The sequence below is a fragment of the Bradyrhizobium sp. F1.13.3 genome (genome assembly GCF_040548265.1).
Classification (GTDB): Bacteria; Pseudomonadota; Alphaproteobacteria; order Rhizobiales; family Xanthobacteraceae; genus Bradyrhizobium.
Genome location: NZ_JBEPRI010000016.1, coordinates 79,199 through 97,081 on the forward strand (window position 1 = coordinate 79,199; position 17,883 = coordinate 97,081).

At 64.7% G+C, this 17,883-nt stretch carries 15 protein-coding genes; 3 read left to right on the plus strand and 12 right to left on the minus strand.

What is annotated here, in order from left to right; all coding sequences use genetic code 11:
- Window positions 1–25: 25 nt before the first annotated feature.
- Window positions 26–292, plus strand: a complete 267-nt coding sequence (locus ABIB66_RS33465) for a Plug domain-containing protein (RefSeq protein WP_354210589.1) — start codon at window positions 26–28, stop codon at window positions 290–292.
- Between the two features lie 9 nt (window positions 293–301).
- Here the strand turns inward: ABIB66_RS33465 and ABIB66_RS33470 are convergent, their stop codons facing one another.
- Entirely contained in the window at window positions 302–1,618 is a 1,317-nt protein-coding gene (locus ABIB66_RS33470) for an alpha/beta hydrolase (RefSeq protein ID WP_354210588.1), read from the minus strand.
- Between the two features lie 500 nt (window positions 1,619–2,118).
- Here ABIB66_RS33470 and ABIB66_RS33475 point away from each other — a divergent pair, with 500 nt between their 5' ends.
- Window positions 2,119–4,128, plus strand: coding sequence for a putative bifunctional diguanylate cyclase/phosphodiesterase (locus ABIB66_RS33475; protein WP_354210587.1), 2,010 nt, complete (start codon window positions 2,119–2,121; stop codon window positions 4,126–4,128).
- A gap of 2 nt (window positions 4,129–4,130) precedes the next feature.
- Here ABIB66_RS33475 and ABIB66_RS33480 read toward each other — a convergent pair whose 3' ends face one another.
- From ABIB66_RS33480 to ABIB66_RS33515, 8 genes are read right to left on the minus strand one after another with little or no spacing between them, the layout of a single operon-like run.
- Window positions 4,131–4,850 (minus strand): ABC transporter ATP-binding protein, encoded by a 720-nt coding sequence (locus tag ABIB66_RS33480; protein ID WP_247290635.1) that lies wholly within the window; start codon window positions 4,848–4,850, stop codon window positions 4,131–4,133.
- Window positions 4,843–5,598, minus strand: coding sequence for an ABC transporter ATP-binding protein (locus ABIB66_RS33485; protein WP_354210586.1), 756 nt, complete (start codon window positions 5,596–5,598; stop codon window positions 4,843–4,845). Before ABIB66_RS33485 ends, ABIB66_RS33480 begins: the two co-directional genes overlap by 8 nt.
- The gene (locus tag ABIB66_RS33490) at window positions 5,595–6,593 is read right to left on the minus strand and encodes a branched-chain amino acid ABC transporter permease (RefSeq protein ID WP_354210585.1); all 999 of its coding nucleotides are present in this window, start codon (window positions 6,591–6,593) and stop codon (window positions 5,595–5,597) included. Before ABIB66_RS33490 ends, ABIB66_RS33485 begins: the two co-directional genes overlap by 4 nt.
- The gene (locus ABIB66_RS33495) at window positions 6,590–7,465 is read right to left on the minus strand and encodes a branched-chain amino acid ABC transporter permease (RefSeq protein WP_354210584.1); all 876 of its coding nucleotides are present in this window, start codon (window positions 7,463–7,465) and stop codon (window positions 6,590–6,592) included. The genes ABIB66_RS33490 and ABIB66_RS33495 overlap by 4 nt, the downstream gene beginning before the upstream one ends.
- A 10-nt stretch (window positions 7,466–7,475) precedes the next feature.
- Window positions 7,476–8,717 carry an ABC transporter substrate-binding protein gene (locus ABIB66_RS33500; RefSeq protein ID WP_354210583.1) on the minus strand — a complete coding sequence of 414 codons (1,242 nt, stop codon included), beginning with the start codon at window positions 8,715–8,717 and terminating at the stop codon, window positions 7,476–7,478.
- A 21-nt stretch (window positions 8,718–8,738) separates the two neighbouring features.
- Window positions 8,739–11,114 carry a xanthine dehydrogenase family protein molybdopterin-binding subunit gene (locus ABIB66_RS33505; protein ID WP_354257513.1) on the minus strand — a complete coding sequence of 792 codons (2,376 nt, stop codon included), beginning with the start codon at window positions 11,112–11,114 and terminating at the stop codon, window positions 8,739–8,741.
- On the minus strand, window positions 11,111–11,635 hold the full coding sequence (locus ABIB66_RS33510) for a (2Fe-2S)-binding protein (protein ID WP_354210581.1): 525 nt from the start codon (window positions 11,633–11,635) through the stop codon (window positions 11,111–11,113). The genes ABIB66_RS33505 and ABIB66_RS33510 overlap by 4 nt, the downstream gene beginning before the upstream one ends.
- Window positions 11,632–12,492: an FAD binding domain-containing protein gene (locus ABIB66_RS33515; protein ID WP_354210580.1), complete on the minus strand. Its 861-nt coding sequence runs from the start codon at window positions 12,490–12,492 to the stop codon at window positions 11,632–11,634. The genes ABIB66_RS33510 and ABIB66_RS33515 overlap by 4 nt, the downstream gene beginning before the upstream one ends.
- Before the next feature lie 251 nt (window positions 12,493–12,743).
- Here ABIB66_RS33515 and ABIB66_RS33520 point away from each other — a divergent pair, with 251 nt between their 5' ends.
- Window positions 12,744–13,364 (plus strand): TetR/AcrR family transcriptional regulator, encoded by a 621-nt coding sequence (locus ABIB66_RS33520; protein WP_027519406.1) that lies wholly within the window; start codon window positions 12,744–12,746, stop codon window positions 13,362–13,364.
- A gap of 6 nt (window positions 13,365–13,370) precedes the next feature.
- Here ABIB66_RS33520 and hutU read toward each other — a convergent pair whose 3' ends face one another.
- Genes hutU through hutI form a run of 3 tightly spaced genes read right to left on the minus strand, consistent with a single transcriptional unit; the run spans window position 13,371 to window position 17,825 of the window.
- Window positions 13,371–15,041 carry a urocanate hydratase gene (gene hutU / locus ABIB66_RS33525; RefSeq protein ID WP_354210579.1) on the minus strand — a complete coding sequence of 557 codons (1,671 nt, stop codon included), beginning with the start codon at window positions 15,039–15,041 and terminating at the stop codon, window positions 13,371–13,373.
- A gap of 13 nt (window positions 15,042–15,054) precedes the next feature.
- Window positions 15,055–16,614 carry a histidine ammonia-lyase gene (gene hutH / locus ABIB66_RS33530; RefSeq protein ID WP_354210578.1) on the minus strand — a complete coding sequence of 520 codons (1,560 nt, stop codon included), beginning with the start codon at window positions 16,612–16,614 and terminating at the stop codon, window positions 15,055–15,057.
- Entirely contained in the window at window positions 16,611–17,825 is a 1,215-nt protein-coding gene (gene hutI, locus ABIB66_RS33535; protein ID WP_354210577.1) for an imidazolonepropionase, read from the minus strand. The genes hutH and hutI overlap by 4 nt, the downstream gene beginning before the upstream one ends.
- Between the last annotated feature and the right edge of the window lie 58 nt (window positions 17,826–17,883).

The following is a 17,883-nucleotide window of genomic DNA, read 5'->3' on the forward strand; positions in this document are numbered from 1 at the left end:
TGACGCCCTGAATTTGGGAGATCGCATGCCCGCAAAATCATTGCGGCTGGTCGTGATTGCCGCCCTCTGCGTCTCGCAAGGAGCCTTTGCCGCATCCAGTAAACGCCACGCGCCCGCTACCGATCAGGCCTCACCCTACAAAGCCGACCGCCTCTCCTCTTCGCGCGGAGAGACGATCCTCAACACGCCCGGCCAGGCTACCGTGCTGACGCGAGATATCCTCGACGACAAGCACGCGACGAGCCTCAAGGACGCCATGCGCTTGACCGCCGGCGTGACGATCGGGCGCTAGGCCGTTCACTCAGGGGATAGGATAGCCCTTCCAGACCCACTCCAGCGCCGACGGCAGCGTCTGCGCGATCGTGGGGCGGTCGACGTGCTTGGCGTTGCGCACGAACAGGAATTGATAATGGTAGCCCTTCTCCGCCAGCACCTTGGCCATTAGCGCGTTGGAGAGGGTCCAGTCGTGCATACCGTCGGGAATGGTGGGGTTCGGATAGAACAGGTCCTGGTCGCCGCCGAAGAACCAGAAACGGATCGGCTTGGTCGGCGCAGCGACGATCAGCGGCACGCCGGGCGGCTCGGCCGGCGTGAGCACGCCCGCCTTGGAGATGAGGTTGGGTGTGGCCGGCCCCGTCCATGCGCTGTGATATTCCCAGGCGCCGCCGCGTAGCGACGGGTCATGCGGCCATTGCTGGTTGACCATGGTCGGCGAGAACGCCAGCACGCGGCGATAGAGATCGGGATAGAACCACGCCATGGTGAAGGCTGCCACGCCGCTCGAACTCAGCCCCATGGTCGCACGCCCATCGGGATTTCTGGTCAGCCTGACCTCGGCGTTCTTTTCGACCAGCGGCAGCACTTCACGCTCGACGAACTGCGCGTAGGCGCCTGACACCGCGTCATATTCGCGGCCGCGCTGACTGCCCTGCGCGTCCTGCCCGCCATTGCCGATCTGGATCGCGATCATCGGCGGCACGCGGCGCTGCGCGATCAGATTGTCGAGCGTGACGGCGAGATCCTTGTAGGCGTTCGAGCCGCCGTCGCCGACCACGATGAACGGCGCCTCGCTGCCGCGCACATATTGCGCCGGCACATAGACGTCGATGGTGCGCGACCAGACGCCGGGATGGCTGGTGGTCACGATCATGTGCGACTTGTCATCCGGCGCTGTAACGGTCGTCATAATCGAGGAATTGGTGCAGCCGGCAAGATCGTCGCGGATCAGACCCGGATTGTAGATGGTGCTCTCCTTCGACGACAGCGTGAAGGATTTTGTCGTCCCACGCGGCACGCCCTCCTTCGCGATCGTCTCCGGCGCAGGATTGTGGGTGGGACCGATGATGAAATTGCCCTCGGCACCAGGTGGCGGCAGCGTTCCGTCAGGAAGCTCAGTGGCACGCGGATAGTTGGGATTGGAGGGATCGCGCGTCGGAGGTGTCGTCTTGAAATCGAGACCCGCCGTATCGATGAAGAACGGGCCCGCCTTGTCGACGGTGTTGGCCCCAGGCGGCACCACCATGTTCTGGGTGACGCAGGCCGGCTGCGAGAAGGCAATCGATGTGGAAGAGACGAGGGAAATCAGCGTCCCCGCAACAACGGAGAATGAATTGGTCATTTGAGCTCCCGGTGTTGACGAGTCTTTCTGGCTCGCCTTGGCGCAAAGTATGACGAGCCGCCTGCGCGCGGTCAAACCCCAGCCGGCCGCATTGCAGCTATGGCCGCCATGCTCAAATCGGACAGGGAGGGTTATTCCGCGCACTGTCGCGAAATTACGGGACACGTGGCGCTCGAGAAAACAGCGATCGTCTCGCGCTATCTTCACCTCTCCTTCTCCGGGGGAGAGGTGAAGCGGCCATGCCGGCTCGCACTGTTGTCGGTGCGACAATACGTTTCGCGCGCATATGGTTAGCAGAGCGTAGCCGCTACTTATGCAGTCTCTTTCAGCCAATCACCGCGCTTCCGCCGCCGGATATCGTTAACGCGGTCTCACCGGTGCGCGGATCGAGAAGATCCGCGGCGCGTCGAACCTCTCGCGAGGACGCCAATCTAACGCCCCCTTTACCCCCGCCGTGCAAGATCGCCCGCGTTTTGAGGGAATTCAGGGCTGATATTGCAATGCCTGTCACCAATTTGAAGTCTCATCTAGCTGCCGTTGTAGAGCTGTTTCGCGTGCCGGCCGACAATCCGGAGCTGATGCGCGCGCAATTCGACGCCTTCTCAAAACAGATCCCGCTGCTCTATTTCATCCTGATCACCAACACGATCGCGGTGGCTTATACCTATGTGCCGCTGGCGCCGGCCTCGCTCAGTATGATCGTGCCGGCCGTGTTGATCGCGGTGACAGGCTTTCGCACATTCTGGTGGCTGCGCCAGCGCGGTGTCGTCCGCAACGATGCCGACATCCTGCGCAACCTGCGCCTCACCAATTGGATTGCAGCGCCGATCGCGGCGGGTTTTACTCTCTGGTCGTTTGCCCTGTATCCCTACGGCGATGCTTTCGCCAAGAGCCAGGTTGCCTTCTACATGGCGGTGACCGTGATCGGCTGCATCTTCTCGCTGATGCATCTGCGCTCGGCGGCACTGATCGTGACGCTGGTCGTCGACGTGCCCTACGTGCTGTTCTACTTCGCGACGGGCGAACCGACGCTGGAGGCGATGGCCGTCAATAATCTGCTGGTCACCGGTGCGATGGTCACGGTGCTGTTCATCTACTATCGCGACTTCGCCGACCTTGTCGCGAGCCGCAAATCGCTGCTGGCGCAGCAGGCGGCCACCCAAGCCCTCTCGGACGAGAACTTCCGCCTCGCCAATCTCGATTCCCTCACCGAGCTGCCGAACCGCCGGCGCTTCTTCGCCGAGCTGTCGAGCGCGTTCACCGATGCCGAGCGCAGGAACGTTCGCGTCGCGGTCGGGATCATCGACCTCGATGGCTTCAAGCCGATCAACGACAATTATGGCCATTCGGTCGGCGACCGCGTTCTGATCGAAGCGGGCCGGCGCATCCGCGAGGTCTGCGAGGGCTTCGGCCCCCAGCGGGTGGAATTCGCCAGGCTCGGCGGCGACGAGTTCGGCCTCGTCGTGTGCGGCGACCCTGACGATGCGGATCTGATGCGGCTCGGCGAACGCATCGGTGACCGGGTCAAGCTGCCCTACCAGCTCGACACCGCCCATACCGGGCTGTCCTGCTCGATCGGCTTCGCGCTATTCCCGCAATCGGCAACGACGGCGGAAGCGCTCTATGAATGCGCCGACTATTCCCTCTATCATGCCAAGCGCCATCTGCGCGGCCGCACCGTAATCTTCTCGAGCGAGCTCGAGGCCGAGATCCGCAGCCGCGGCGTCATCGAGAATTTGCTGCGCACCGCCGATTTCAGCACCGAGATGGACCTGGTGTTCCAGCCGATCGTGGACGCCATGAGCGAGCACACCGCCGGCTTCGAGGTCCTGGCGCGCTGGCGCAGCTCCCGCCTCGGCCTGGTTTCGCCGGCCGACTTCATTCCGGCCGCCGAGCGCATCGGCCTGATCAGGCCGCTGACGCAGGCGCTGCTGGTACGCGCGCTCGCGACGGCCAAGACCTGGCCCGACCACATCCGTCTGTCGTTCAACCTGTCCGCCCACGACGTCTGCTCGCCCGAGGGCATCCTGCCGCTGATCACCATCGTCGAGAAGAGCGGCCTGCCGCCGCACCGGATCGATTTCGAGATCACCGAGACCGCCGTTACCTTCGATTTCGTACGCGCGCAGCAGTCGATCGCGGCATTGAAGGCGATGGGGTGTGGCATTTCGCTGGACGATTTCGGCACCGGCTATTCCTCGCTGAGCCACGTGCATTGGCTGCCGCTCGACAAAATCAAGATCGATCGCAGCTTCATCGCCGACGTCAACGACAATGCAGTGAGCCACAAGATCATCAAGTCTCTCACGGGCCTCTGTGACGACATGGAGATCGCCTGCGTGGCCGAGGGCGTAGAGACCCGCGCTCAGCTCGATACCCTGCGCCGGCTGGGATGCGACTTCATCCAGGGCTACTACTTCGCAAAGCCCATGCAAGGCGACGCGATCGACGAGTATCTCGCAAAGGAACGCCAGCGCCTCGGCGGCGCCGGAGCCAGGGTCGTGGCCTAAAGTCAGACCGCGCAGTAGCGCTCCTGGATATCCTTGTCCGCCAGCAGCGCCGCGGCGCTGCTTTGATGCACGACTTCACCCTGATCGATGATCACGGCACGGTCGGCGAGCCGCAGCGCCCATTCGACGTTCTGCTCGACCAGGAGCAGCGTCTTGCCCTCGTCGCGCAGGCGACGGAACAGCACGCCCATCTCCTCGACCAGGACAGGCATGATGCCTTCCGATGGCTCGTCGAGCAGAAGCATCTTCGGCTTCGCGATCAAGGCGCGTGCAATCGCCAGCATCTGCTGCTCGCCGCCCGACAGCGTGACACCCTCCTGGTCGAGACGCTCCTTCAGGCGCGGAAAAGTCTCGGCGATCTCGTCGATCGCGACGCGCTCATCGATGTCGCTTCCTGCCGCGACGAGGCCGAGACGAAGGTTCTCGCGCACGGAGAGACCGGGGACGATGCGGCGCTCCTCGGGAACGTAAGCCAGGCCGAGATGGAAGCGCTGATGGGCGCGCAGCTGTAGAAGCTCCCGGCCCGCAAAGCGCACGCGACCCGTCGCCTTGGGCATCAGGCCCATCATCGACCGCAGCGTGGTGGTCTTCCCGGCTCCGTTGCGACCCACAAGGGCAACGACCTCGCCGGGCTGCACATGCAAGGAAATGCCGTGAAGGACGTGGCTCGCGCCATACCAGGCGTGGAGATCCCTGATTTCGAGCAGCGCTGTCTCAGCCATAGCCTTCACTCTGTCCGAGATAGACCCGGCGGACCTCCGGATTGCTCCTGATCTCATCGGGCGCGCCGTCCGCAAGCAGGCGGCCATGATGCAGCACCACGACGCGCTTGGATAGGCCCAGCACCATCTTCATCTTGTGCTCGACGAGGAGCACGGTGCGCTTCTCGGCGAGCCGTTCGAGCAGCGCGACCATGTCCTTTGTCTCTTCCGGCCCCATGCCGGCGGTCGGCTCGTCGAGCAGAAGCAACTCAGGCTCCGAGACCAACGCGATCGCGATCTCCAGCGCGCGCTGCTGGCCATGCGACAGGAACTTCGCCAATTCGGCGCGCCTGCCCAGCAGCCCGACTGCGTCAAGTGCAACATCGGCGCGAGCATGGAGTTCTGTTAGTCGAGCGCGGTTGCGCCAGATGTCGTAGCTCACGGTCAATGCCTGCGCCGCCACGCGAACGTTCTCGTGCACGGACAGGTCCGGGAAGATGTTTGTGATCTGGTACGAGCGCGAGATGCCCTGATGCACGAACCGATGCTGCGGCAGACCGTTCAGCTCGCGTCCTCTGAAATGCAGCTTGCCTGACGTCGGTGTCAGCGCGCCGGAGAGGATGTTGAAGAACGTGCTCTTGCCGGCGCCGTTCGGCCCGATGATCGAGGTGAGCTGTCCGGCCGCAAAAGACACGGTGATGCCTTCGAGCGCGACGAAGCCGCCGAAGTGCTTGCCGATCCCCTCGGCACGAAGCAATTCGCCGCTCATGGCCGCGCCTTTCCGACACCCAATGTGTCGAGCAGCGTGCCCCAGATGCCCTTGGGGAGGAACAGCACGAACAGGACGAAGATCGCACCGACGAAGAGCTGCCAGTGTGGGGTCCAGACCGAGATGACGTCCTCCAGGATCAGGAACGCCGCCGCGCCGACGAACGGCCCGAAGAAGCTGCGCGCGCCGCCGAGCAGCACCATCATCACGATCATGCCCGATGTCTGGTAGTGCAGGATGTCGAGCGGCACGATCGACAGATGTAGCGCCAGCATGCAGCCACCGAGCGAGGAGATCGCGCCCGACAGCATGAACACGATCAGCTTGCTGCGCTCGACGTCATAGCCGCAGGCCCGCGCCCGCTGCTCGTTCTCGCGGATTGCCTCGATCACGGCCCCGAAGGGCGAGTTCAGGATGCGCGACTGGAACCACATCGCCAATGCGGCAAAGGCCATCAGCACATAATATTTGTTGACCGGGTCGAGGAAATTGACGGGGAAGCCGAACAGGCTGATGCGATCGACAGTAAAGCCGCGCAGCCCGTTCTCGCCACCGGTGAACGACGAGGCCTGGAGCGCCACGTAATAGACGAGCTGGGCCAGCGCGAGTGTTACCATGGAGAAGTAGATGCCGCGGGTGCGCGTGGAGACGATGCCGATCGCGGCGGCGAGGCCGGTACTGAGGAGAACAGCGATCGGCACCGCTGCGAACCAGGGCACGCCGTAACGGCCGATCGCGATACCCGTGAAGTAGGCGCCCGCGCCAAAGAAGGCGGCCTGGCCGAACGACAATAGCCCGGTGTAGCCGAACAGCAGATTGTAGCCCATCACGACGACGCCGTAGATCAGGACATTGACGGCCAGCGCCTGGGACGGCAGCAGCCAGGGCAACACGGCCAGCACCGCGATGGAGAGCAACACGCGTTGGTCGAGAAGCCGGCCGAGCCCGCTGGAGGTGCTCTTGGCGACCGCTTCGCCGCCCGATGGTGACGTCACGCCGTCCTCCCTCTGACGCCGAACAGACCTTGCGGGCGGATCAGCAGCACCACAGCCATCAGCGCGAACATAACGATGGTTGCCATCTCCGGCGCGAACAGCGCGACCAGGCTGATGGAGATGCCGACCATGAGGCCTGCGACCACCGCCCCGACGATCGACCCGAGGCCGCCGATCACGGTCACCACGAAGGCTTCCGCCAGCACCAGCGATCCCATCTCCGGATTGACGCTGCGCATGGGACCCGCGAGCACGCCCCCGAGCGCGGCCAGCCCAACGCCGAGCCCGAAAATCGCGAGCCAGACCCGGCCGATGTCGACACCGAGCACCTGCATGATGGTGGGATCGCGGGCCCCCGCGCGCACGATCAAGCCGATTCGGGTCTTCTCCAGCGTCAGCCAGAGCACCAGGAGCACCATCGCCACCAGCGCAATGACGAACAGGCGGTAGCGCGGGAAGAATCCGATACCGAGATCGAGCACCCCGATCAGCTGCGGCGGGGTTGGAAACGGGATGCCGTCGCTGCCGAACACGATCCGCACGCCCTCGACCAGGATGTAGCTGAGGCCGAAGGTGAGCAGCAGCGGATCGTCGATCGAGCGTCCATAGAGCCTGCGGATCAGGACGAACTCGATCAGCATGCCGAAGCCGCCGATCAGGATGGGCGCCAGCAGCAATCCCCACCAGAAGCTTCCGGTGAGCGAAGCCAGGTACAGCCCCGCATAGGCCCCGATCATGAACAGCGCGCCATGGGCGAAATTGACCACCCCGAGCATGCCGAACACGATCGTCAGTCCAAGCGCAGTGATCACCAAGACCGCCCCAAGGGCGATCCCGGAAAGAAGCTGCATGATGATCAGCGACAGGTCCATTGCCCAGGCTTCAGGTCGCGTGGCCCAGCTCGCTGCAACTGCGCAGCATGTCATCGGAACCCGTGTCGTTGGCGAGAATGGCGAACAGATCGTTGTCGTTGGCCATGGCGGACTTCTTCTTGGACTCCAGCACCAGGACCGGCTGCACCGACTGGTGGTCGCATTTGCGGTAATGCTGCGGACCCTTGGTCAGGTCGTATTGCAGCTTCTCCAGGGCATCGACCACCTTGTCGGTATCGGTGCCACCCGCGGTTTGCATGGCCTGCAAAAGCGATCCGACGCCGGAATAACCGTAGGCGCCGTAATCGGTCGGTATCGCGCCGCCATTGGCTGCCTTGAAGGCGCTGTTGAAAGCGGTAGCGGACTTGCTCTGCGTCTCCAGGCCCCAATAATAGTTGGCGCCGCCGACCACGCCCTCGAACACGTCGGGGCCGACCGCGAGCCGCTGGTTGTGCAGGATCACCGGCACGACGATCTTCATCTGCTGCTTGACGCCGAAGTCCACCGCTTGCTTGATCGCATTGGCCTGGTCGCGGCCGAAATTGGAGATGCAGAGCACGTCCGGCCGCATCGACATCAGGCGCGGCATGAAGGTGGAATAGTCGGCAGCGCCAAACGGATGCAGGATCTCGCCGACATTGTCCGCGCCGATCGCTGCCTGCGCGCGCTTGAAGCCGCGCAGCATCTCGTGGCCGTAGGCATAATCGGCGACCAGATGGGCAACCTTCATGCCCTTCTTCAGGGTCTGCCGTGCCACGGCGGCGGTCGTCATGTGCGGGTTCAGCGCTTCATGGAAGGTGAATTTACTGAAATCCTTGGCCTCGTTGATGGTGTCGGACTGGCTGATCGAAACATAGATCACGCCGCGGGCGCGGGTGACTTCGTTGACCGCGAGTTGTACAGCGCTGGAGAGCGCGCCGACGACGGCATGAACCTTGTCCTTCTCGATCAGCTCCAGCGTACGGGTCGCGGCCTCACCGGCATTGAGCTTGTCGTCGCGCACCAGCAGCTCGACCTTACGGCCGCCGATGCCGCCCTTGTCGTTGGCGAGCTTGACCGCAAGCTCGGCGCACTTCACCTGGTCGCGCGCTTCCGCGGCGAACGGGCCGGTCAGCGGGGTTGGAAAGCCGATGCGGATCGTTTCGTCCGCGGCGCGGCCGAGCCGCGGCATGGCGAGCAGTGCCGCGCTTGCGGAGAGACCGGCGAGCGCGGTGCGGCGGGATATTTTCAGGGTCCTACCGGACTTGGGCATGATTTCCTCCAACTATCTTTTTTAGATTCGCTTCAGGGCTTTCAGGACTTTTGCAGGCGTGATCGGGAAGGAATTGATGGTCGCACCGAACGGCGTGAGCGCATCGTTGACGGCGTTCAGCACACAGGCCGACGCCGCGGCCGTCCCCGCCTCGCCGCATCCCTTGGCGCCAAGCTCCGTGTCGGCGGTCGGTGTCTCGATATGGGCGATGACGATGTCAGGCATCTCCATCGGCATCGGGACGAGGTAGTCGGCGAGCGAGCCGTTCACGAGCTGGCCGGTCTCGCTGTAGCGGCATTCCTCGAACAGCGCCGCGCCCAGTCCTTGCACGATGCCGCCGCGGAGCTGCTCGTCCACCAGCATCGGATTGATGATCCGGCCACAATCCTCGACGATGAAATGCTTCAACATCTTGATGAAGCCGGTCTCGACGTCGACCTCCAGCGAGCAGCCCTGGATGCCGTTGGTGAAGGCGAAAGGATAGCCCTGTGGCGCGAAGTGCTGGCTCACGGTGAGCTGAGCCTGCGTGCCCGGCGGCAGCGTATCGGAACGGAAATACGCAATGCGCGCGATCTCGGAGACCGGCATCCGCTGATTTCGCGTGCCGGCGTCGACGACCTCGCCATCGATGATGTCGAGTGCCGATGGCTGCTCCTGGAGGATGAGCGCGGCGATTTCCAGGATGTTGCGCCTGAGCGCGCGCGTAGCCTGGAGCGCAGTCTCGCCGCCGATGCCGGCGCCACGGCAGGCCCAGGTAGCACCGCCATGCGGCGTCACCTCGGTATCGCCGGTGATGACCTTGACGTGCTCTTGCGCGACGCCGAGCTGATCCGCGACGATCTGACTGATGATCGCCTCGGTGCCCTGCCCCTGCTCGGTGACCGAGATAAGGCAGCGCACTTCGCCTGATGGCGTCAGGCTGATGATCGCACCGTCCTGTGAGGAGATACGGGCTCCGCCAACGCCATAGAACGCGGGACTTGGATTGGTGATCTCGACAAAGGCCGCGATGCCGATCCCGCGATAGACGCCGCCCTTGCGCAACTCTGCCTGCTCGGAGCGCAGCGCATCATAATCCATCATCTCGTGCAGCCGCTTCAGGCAGGCCTGATGCGACAGCGCCTCGAAGCGGTAGCCGGTCGGGGAGGTCTGCGGATAGGCATCGTCGGCGATCAAATTCTGCGCTCGGATCGCGAAGGGGTCGAGACCGACCTTCACCGCGGCCATGTCGACCAGCCGCTCCGTGACGGCGCAGGCGATGGGATGGCCGACCGCGCGATACTGGCTCGTCTGCACCTTGTTCTGGAAGATCACCTCGAGCGTCGCGCGGTAATTCTTGAAGCGATAGGGCGCGCCAATCAGGCGCATGACCTGGTTGCCCTCCACCACGCTTGTACGCGGATAGCTCGAAAACGCCCCGATCGCGGTAAGGTCGAGCACGTCCATCGCCAGGATCTCGCCCTTGCCATCAAGCGCCATCCGGGCGCGGACGCGGTGGTCGCGGGCGTGGATGTCGGAGACAAAGGATTCGATGCGGTCGGCAACGTATTTGACGGGACGGCCGAGCAGGATCGAAAGGCCGACCACGGCCATGTCCTCGTGATAGACATGCAGCTTCATCCCGAAGGAGCCGCCGATATCGGTCGCGATCACGCGAACGCGGGCCTCCGGGATGCCGTAGTGGCGCGAATAGAGGTCCTGGAATTGATACGGCGTCTGTGTCGCGTGGTGCACGGTGAGCGCACCTGCTGCGGGATCGTAGTCGGCGACGATGGCGCGGGGCTCCAGGGTCACGGCCGTATGGCGTCCGAAACAGAATTCCTCTTCCACCACATGGGCCGCATGTGCAAAGGCGTCGTCGACGCTGCCGTTGTCGAGCTGGCTACGGAAGCAGACGTTGTTGGCACTGCCCGGATTGATCAGCGGCCCGCCGGCCTCACGCGCGCTGTCGATATCGGCGACGATGGGAAGGTCCTTGTAGTCGATCTCGATCAGCTCCAGCGCATCCTCGGCGATCGCGCGGCTCTCGGCAACGACTGCAACCACCGCCTGCCCGGCCCAGACCACGCGGTCGAGCGGCAGCGGCAATTGCGGTGCCGAGGTCATGCCCTTGAAATGGTCGAGCGTGCCGGTCCAGGGCGTGCAGATCTTTGCGAGATCGGCACCGGTCGCAACGAGATGCACGCCTTCGAGCGCGCTCGCCCGCCCGGCATCGATGGAGATGATCTTCGCATGCGCATGCGGGCTGCGCAGGAACGCGGCATACAGCATCCGCGGCAGCCTGAGATCGCTGACATAGCGCCCGCGCCCGGCGAGCAGCCGCTTGGCGTTCGGGCGCGGCACGGAGCGGCCGATATAGGAATTCGGGCGATCGAGCGAGGTCAGCGGCGCGCTCATGTCGGGCCTCCGCTTTCGATTCGCGCTTTTGCCACGGCGTCGATCGCATCGACGATCGCTTCATAGCCGGTGCAGCGGCAGTAATTGCCCGACAGCGCATCGCGAATGTCCTCACGGCTGGGCCGCGTCACCTGCGAGAGGAGTTCGTGGGCGTTGACCAGCATGCCCGGGGTGCAAAAGCCGCATTGCAGAGCGTTGCGGCGGTGGAATTCGGCCTGGAGGTCGGCGATTACGCCGGTCTCGGTGAGCCCTTCGATCGTATCGATCCTGGCGCCGTCAGCCTGCACCGTGAACATCAGGCAGGCGTGCACGGCCCGGCCGTCGAGCTGCACAAGACACGCGCCGCAGGCGCCCATCTCGCAGCCGGCATGCGTGCCTGTCAGCTCGAGCACGTTGCGCAGGCAATCGACCAGCGTCTCGCGCGGCGCGACCTCGCAGGCGACCTTGCGGCCGTTGACGGTGAAGCGAACGCGCACGGTCTCGTCCGCATCATCCAGAAGGGATTCGTCGAAGCCGCTCATGCACCCGCTCCGAGACGTCCGAGCATGCGTCCGAGCAGTACGCGGGCGAGATGGAGCCGCATCGCCGGCGGCACCTCGTCGCCATCAGGTGGTGCGAGATCACCTTCGAGCGCGGCCTGCGCTGCGGCGATGCGTTCAGCGCCAAGGCTCAAGCCGATGAGCGTAGCCTCCGTTCCTTTCACCCGCGTCGGCGTGTTGCCGACGGAAAAGAACGAGATCCGTATGTCGTCGATGCGGTCGCCGGTGCAGGTCGCGAGCATGCCGCAACCGACCAACGCATAGTCCCCGCGTCGCCGGGCCAATTCGTCAAATGCAAAGCGCTGATCGGCCTTGAACAGCGGGACGAAGACCGCGGTGATCAGCTCACCGGGCTGCAAAGCCGTCTCGAACAGGTCGACGAAGAAGTCGTCGGCCTTGACGCGCCGGCTGCCGTAAGGGCCGACAATCTCGATCTCGGCACCGAGCGCCAGCGTCATCGCCGGAAATTCGGAAGCCGGATCGGCGTGCGCGACACTGCCGCCGAACGTGCCGCGGTTGCGGATCGCGGGATGGGCGACGAAGGGCGCAGCCGCATGCAACAGGGGCGCGAATTCGGCGATCAGCGGCTCGGTCAGCATCTCGCAATGGCGCGTCAGCGCGCCGATGCGCAAGAATGCGCCTTCACGCCTGACGCCGCGCAGCTCGGCAATGTGGGTGATATCGATCAGCAGCCGTGGCGCCTGCAGCCGCAGCGACAACGCCGGCACGAGGCTCTGGCCGCCGGCAATGAAACGCGCATCGTCGCCGGCGCGCGCGTGAGCGTCCAACGCCTGGTCGATCGTCGCAGCGCGAAAATAGCTGAAAGCCCTCGCCTTCACCGCCGTTTCCTCGATTCCCTCGGCTCATCAGCCGGGACGCCAGATTTGTAACCATCTGGTCTCAAAATCCTTACACGCCGTCGGAAGCCGGTCAACAGGAAATGACCATTTGGTTACAAACGCGCGTTGGGCTATGAAGACAACTGGACGTGCGATTCAGCGACGAAATGGCCCGAAAAGCGCAGAAGACGAAGCGACCGGCCCGGAAGCGGGCCGAGACAGGCAGCAAGTCCGCGCCAAAGCGCCGCAACATGCGTGCGGCCGACCGCGAGCGCGCAATCCTGGACGAGGCAATCCGCTTCTTCGCCGAGCGCGGCTTCGAGGGGCAGACGCGCGAGCTCGCCAAGCGCCTGGGCATCACGCACTCCGCGATCTATCGCCACTTCCCGAGCAAGGAAGCGCTGATCGAGCGTGTCTACCAGGAGGTTTATCTCAGCCGCTGGTCGCCCGATTGGGGTCCGATGATCCGCGACCGCTCGCTATCGCTGGAGGCCCGGCTGACGCGCTTCTATCTCGACTATGTCGAACGCGTGTTCGAGTACAATTGGGTGCGGATCTTCGTCTTCTCCGGCATGAAGTCGTTCGGCATCACCGGCCGCTATCTCGACATCATCAGGCGCGAGATCATCGAGCCGGCGGCCGGCGAGCTGCGCCACGACCTGAAACTGCCCGAAGCAAAGACACATCCGCTCGGCGAGCGCGAGACCGAGCTGTTCTGGGGCCTCCACGGCCGCATTTTCTATCTTGCGATCCGCAAATTCATCTACGCGACGCCGATCCCGGCCGATCTCGACGCGATCGTCCGCGATGCAGTTCAGACCTTCATGGACGGCGCGAAGACGACCATGCCGAGGCTCCTGGCGCGCGACTGAGCCTGGCTACTTCGCCAGGCTCGGCAGATCGAGACCCTTGTCGCGGGCGCAGTCGATCGCTGTGTCGTAGCCCGCGTCGGCGTGGCGCATGACTCCGCTGCCGGGATCGTTCCAGAGCACGCGCGCGATCCGCTTCGCTGCTTCCGGCGTACCGTCGGCCACGATAACCATGCCGGCATGCTGGGAATAGCCGATGCCGACCCCGCCGCCATGATGCAGCGACACCCAGGTCGCGCCGCTGGCGCAATTGAGCAGCGCGTTGAGCAAGGGCCAGTCGGACACGGCGTCCGATCCGTCCTTCATCGCCTCGGTTTCGCGGTTGGGGCTCGCCACCGAGCCGCTGTCGAGATGATCGCGACCGATCACGATAGGTGCCTTCAATTCGCCGCGCGCCACCATCTCGTTGAAGGCAAGGCCCAGGCGATCGCGATCGCCGAGCCCGACCCAGCAGATCCGTGCCGGCAGGCCCTGGAACTTGATGCGGTCCTTGGCCATCTCGAGCCAGTTGTGCAGGTGCTTGTCATCAGGCATCAGCTCCTTGACCTTGGCGTCGGTCTTGAAGATGTCCTCGGGATCGCCGGACAGCGCAGCCCAGCGGAACGGCCCGACGCCACGGCAGAACAAGGGACGGATATAGGCGGGGACGAAGCCGGGAAAATCGAAGGCATTCTTCAGGCCCATGTCCTGCGCCATCTGGCGGATGTTGTTGCCGTAGTCGAGTGTCGGGATGCCTTGCCCATGGAAATCCAGCATGGCCTGGACGTGCTCAACCATAGAAGTTTTCGAGGCGCGCTCCACGGATTTTGGATCGGCGGCGCGCTTGGCTTCCCACTCCGCGAGTGTCCAGCCCTTCGGCAAATAGCCGTTGATTGGATCGTGCGCGCTGGTCTGGTCGGTGACGATGTCGGGCCTGACACCACGGCGGACCAGCTCGGGAAAAATCTCTGCGGCATTGCCGAGCAGGCCGACCGAGACCGCCTTCTTCGTCTTCGCCGCCTCCGCCATGATCGCAAGCGCCTCGTCGAGCGTCGCGGCCTGGCGATCGAGATAACCGGTGCGCAGCCGCATCTCGATGCGGCTCGGCTGGCATTCGACCGCCAGCATCGAGGCCCCCGCCATGGTCGCAGCCAGCGGCTGCGCGCCGCCCATGCCGCCGAGACCGGCGGTCAGAATCCATTTGCCGGCGAGGCTGCCGCCATAGTGGCGCCGGCCAACTTCAACGAAGGTTTCGTAGGTGCCCTGCACGATGCCCTGGCTGCCGATATAGATCCAGGAGCCGGCCGTCATCTGGCCGTACATCATCAGGCCCTTGCGATCGAGCTCGTTGAAGTGATCGAGCGTCGCCCAGTGCGGCACGATGTTGGAGTTCGCGATCAGGACGCGCGGCGCATCGGCATGGGTGCGGAACACGCCGACCGGCTTGCCGGACTGGACCAGCAGCGTCTCGTCGGCTTCGAGCTTGCGCAAGGCCGCAATAATCCGGTCAAAGCTCTCCCAGTCACGCGCGGCGCGGCCGATGCCGCCATAGACGACGAGCTCGCTCGGACGTTCTGCAACGTCGGGATCGAGATTGTTCATGAGCATGCGCAAGGGAGCTTCCGTCAACCAGCTCTTGGCGCTGATTTCGCTGCCGCGGGGCGCGCGGATGGTGCGGTCATTGTCCAGTCGGCGGTTCATGCGGAACACCTCGTCAGGCAAGCGTCGGAAACGGGTCAGTTGAAAGTACGGCGAGCGCCGCAGCCGGCAGCGCGTCGGCCTCGACCAGCGCTGCAGCCTTGGCAAGATCGCCGGCCATGTAGCGGTCGTCGCCGAGCGCCGGCACCTGCTCGCGCAGTGCGGCGATGACGGCAGCGAGCGGCGCGCTGGTTGCATGCGGCGCGCGCAGCGTGATGCCCTGGGCGGCGACCAGCAGCTCGATGCCCAGGATGGTGGCGAGATTATCGGCCATGTCCGACAGCCGCCGCGCGGCATGCGCGGCCATGGAGACATGGTCTTCCTGGTTGGCACTGGTCGGCGTCGAGTCGATCGAGCAGGCAGAAGCGCGCTGCTTGTTCTCGGCATAGAGCGCGGCCGCCGTCACCTCGGCGATCATGAAGCCGGAATTGATACCGGGATCGGGGGTGAGGAACGGCGGCAGGCCGAAATTGAGCGCGGGATCGACCAGCGTCGCGATGCGCCGCTCGCTGATCGCACCGATCTCCGACAGCGCCAGCGCGATGGTATCCGCGGCGAAGGCCACCGGTTCGGCATGGAAATTTCCGCCGGAGACGATCTCGCCGGTCTCGACCAGCACGAGCGGATTGTCGGTGACGGCATTGGCCTCGACGACCAGCGTCCGCGCCGCCTGCACGATGAGGTCGAGTGCAGCGCCCGCGACCTGCGGCTGGCAGCGCAGGCAATAGGGATCCTGCACGCGCTCGTCGCCTTCGAGATGCGACAGACGGATGTCGCTGCCGTCGAGCAGCGCCATCAAGGTTGCCGCGGCCGCGATCTGGCCGGGATGACCGCGTAGCGCCTGGATCTCGGGGCGGAACGGCGCAGTCGAGGCCATCGCCGCATCGACCGACAGCGCGCCGGTGACGAGCGCGGCGCGAGCCAGGCGAAATGCGCGCAGCACGCCGGAAACGGCGTAAGCGGTGGAGAATTGCGTGCCGTTGATCAGCGCGAGCCCTTCCTTGGGCCCCAATGTCAGCGGCACGATGCCGGCGGCCGCGAGCGCCTCGCTGCCCGACACCGTCTGGCCGTCGACGATCGCCTGCCCTTCGCCGATCATCACGGCGGTCATATGCGCGAGCGGCGCGAGATCGCCGGAAGCGCCGACCGAACCTTGCTGCGGCACCAGCGGTGAGACGCGCCGCGCCAGCATGGCCTGCAACTGCTCGATCACCTCGCGGCGCACGCCAGAGGCGCCGCGCCCGAGCGAGACGATTTTCAGCGCCATCATCAGGCGGACGATCGGCTCGGGGGTCGCCGCGCCGACGCCGCAGCAATGCGAGACGATGAGATTGCGCTGGAGCAGCGCGGTGTGGTCGGGCGGAATGCGCTTCGAGGCAAGTTTGCCGAAGCCGGTGTTGATCCCGTACACGGGAGCATCGGCTCGCGCAGCCCTTGCAACGATCTCCGCGGCCGCGTCGACGCGCGGCCAGAACGCGGGATCGAGAACGACAGATGCGCCTTCGAGCACGCGCGCGAGACCATCGAGGCTGACCGTTCCCGGTTTGACAACGATCGCCGCGCCCGGCTTCGTCATTGTCCCCTCCAAACCCGGCGGTGCAGCGGATTGAAGCCGATGCGGTAGACCAGCTCGGCGGGGCGATCGATGTCCCAGATCGCGAGATCACACCATTTGCCGGGCTCAAGCGTGCCGGTATCATGGAGCACGCCGAGCGCTCGCGCGCCTTCGCGGGTGACACCGGCAAGGCATTCGGCCACATTCATCCGGAACAGCGTCGCGCCCATGTTCATGGCGAGCAGGAGCGAAGTCAGCGGCGAGCTGCCCGGATTGCAGTCGGTCGCGAGCGCCATGGCAAGGCCGTGCTTGCGGAACGCCTCGACCGGCGGTTTTTGCGTCTCGCGGATGAAGTAGAAGGCGCCGGGCAGCAGCACGGCCACCGTTCCGGCCTTCGCCATCGCCGCTGCACCGGCTTCGTCGGTGTGCTCGAGGTGATCGGCCGATAGCGCCGAGAATTTCGCGGCGAGCGCAGCACCGCCCAGGTTCGAGAGCTGGTCGGCATGCAGCTTGACCGGCAGTCCAAGCCGGTTCGCGGTCTCGAACACCCGTGCGGTCTGTTCTCCGGAAAATGCGATCCCCTCCATGAAGGCATCGACGGCATCGGCGAGTCCCGCCTTCGCGACCGCCGGCAACATCTCCCTGCAGACGAGATCGATGTAGCGATCCTTGTCGCCATCGGCCTCTGGCGGCAACGCATGCGCGCCAAGAAACGACGTGCGGATCGCGACCGGCCGCTGACGGCCCAGGCTTCGCGCGGCGGCCAGCTGCCGCATCTCGGTCTCGGTATCCAAGCCGTAGCCGGACTTGATCTCGACCGTGGTGGCGCCCTCGCCAATCAGCGCATCGAGCCGCGGCAGCGCGCTTGCTGTGAGTTCGGCCCCGCTTGCCTTGCGCGTCGCGGCCACCGTCGAGACGATGCCGCCGCCGGCGCGCGCGATCTCCTCGTAGCTCGCGCCCTTCAGGCGCAACTCGAATTCATGGGCGCGGTTGCCGCCATAGGCCAGATGGGTGTGACAATCGACGAGACCGGGCGTGATCCAACGCCCTTCGCAATCGATCCGGTCGGCTGCATCGGCACTCGCCGGAAAATCGGTCTGCGCACCCGCATAGACGATACGGCCGCCGCGCGCGGCGATCACACCGTGCTCGATCTCGCCGAGATCGGGACGATCGGCCCGCATCGTGGCGAGCCGGGCGTTATGCCAGATCCGGTCGAAGCGCTCTGCCATGCAACTGTCCCTTCGCGTGGGATGCTTGACTTATATGTCTAGACATATAATCGTGTCG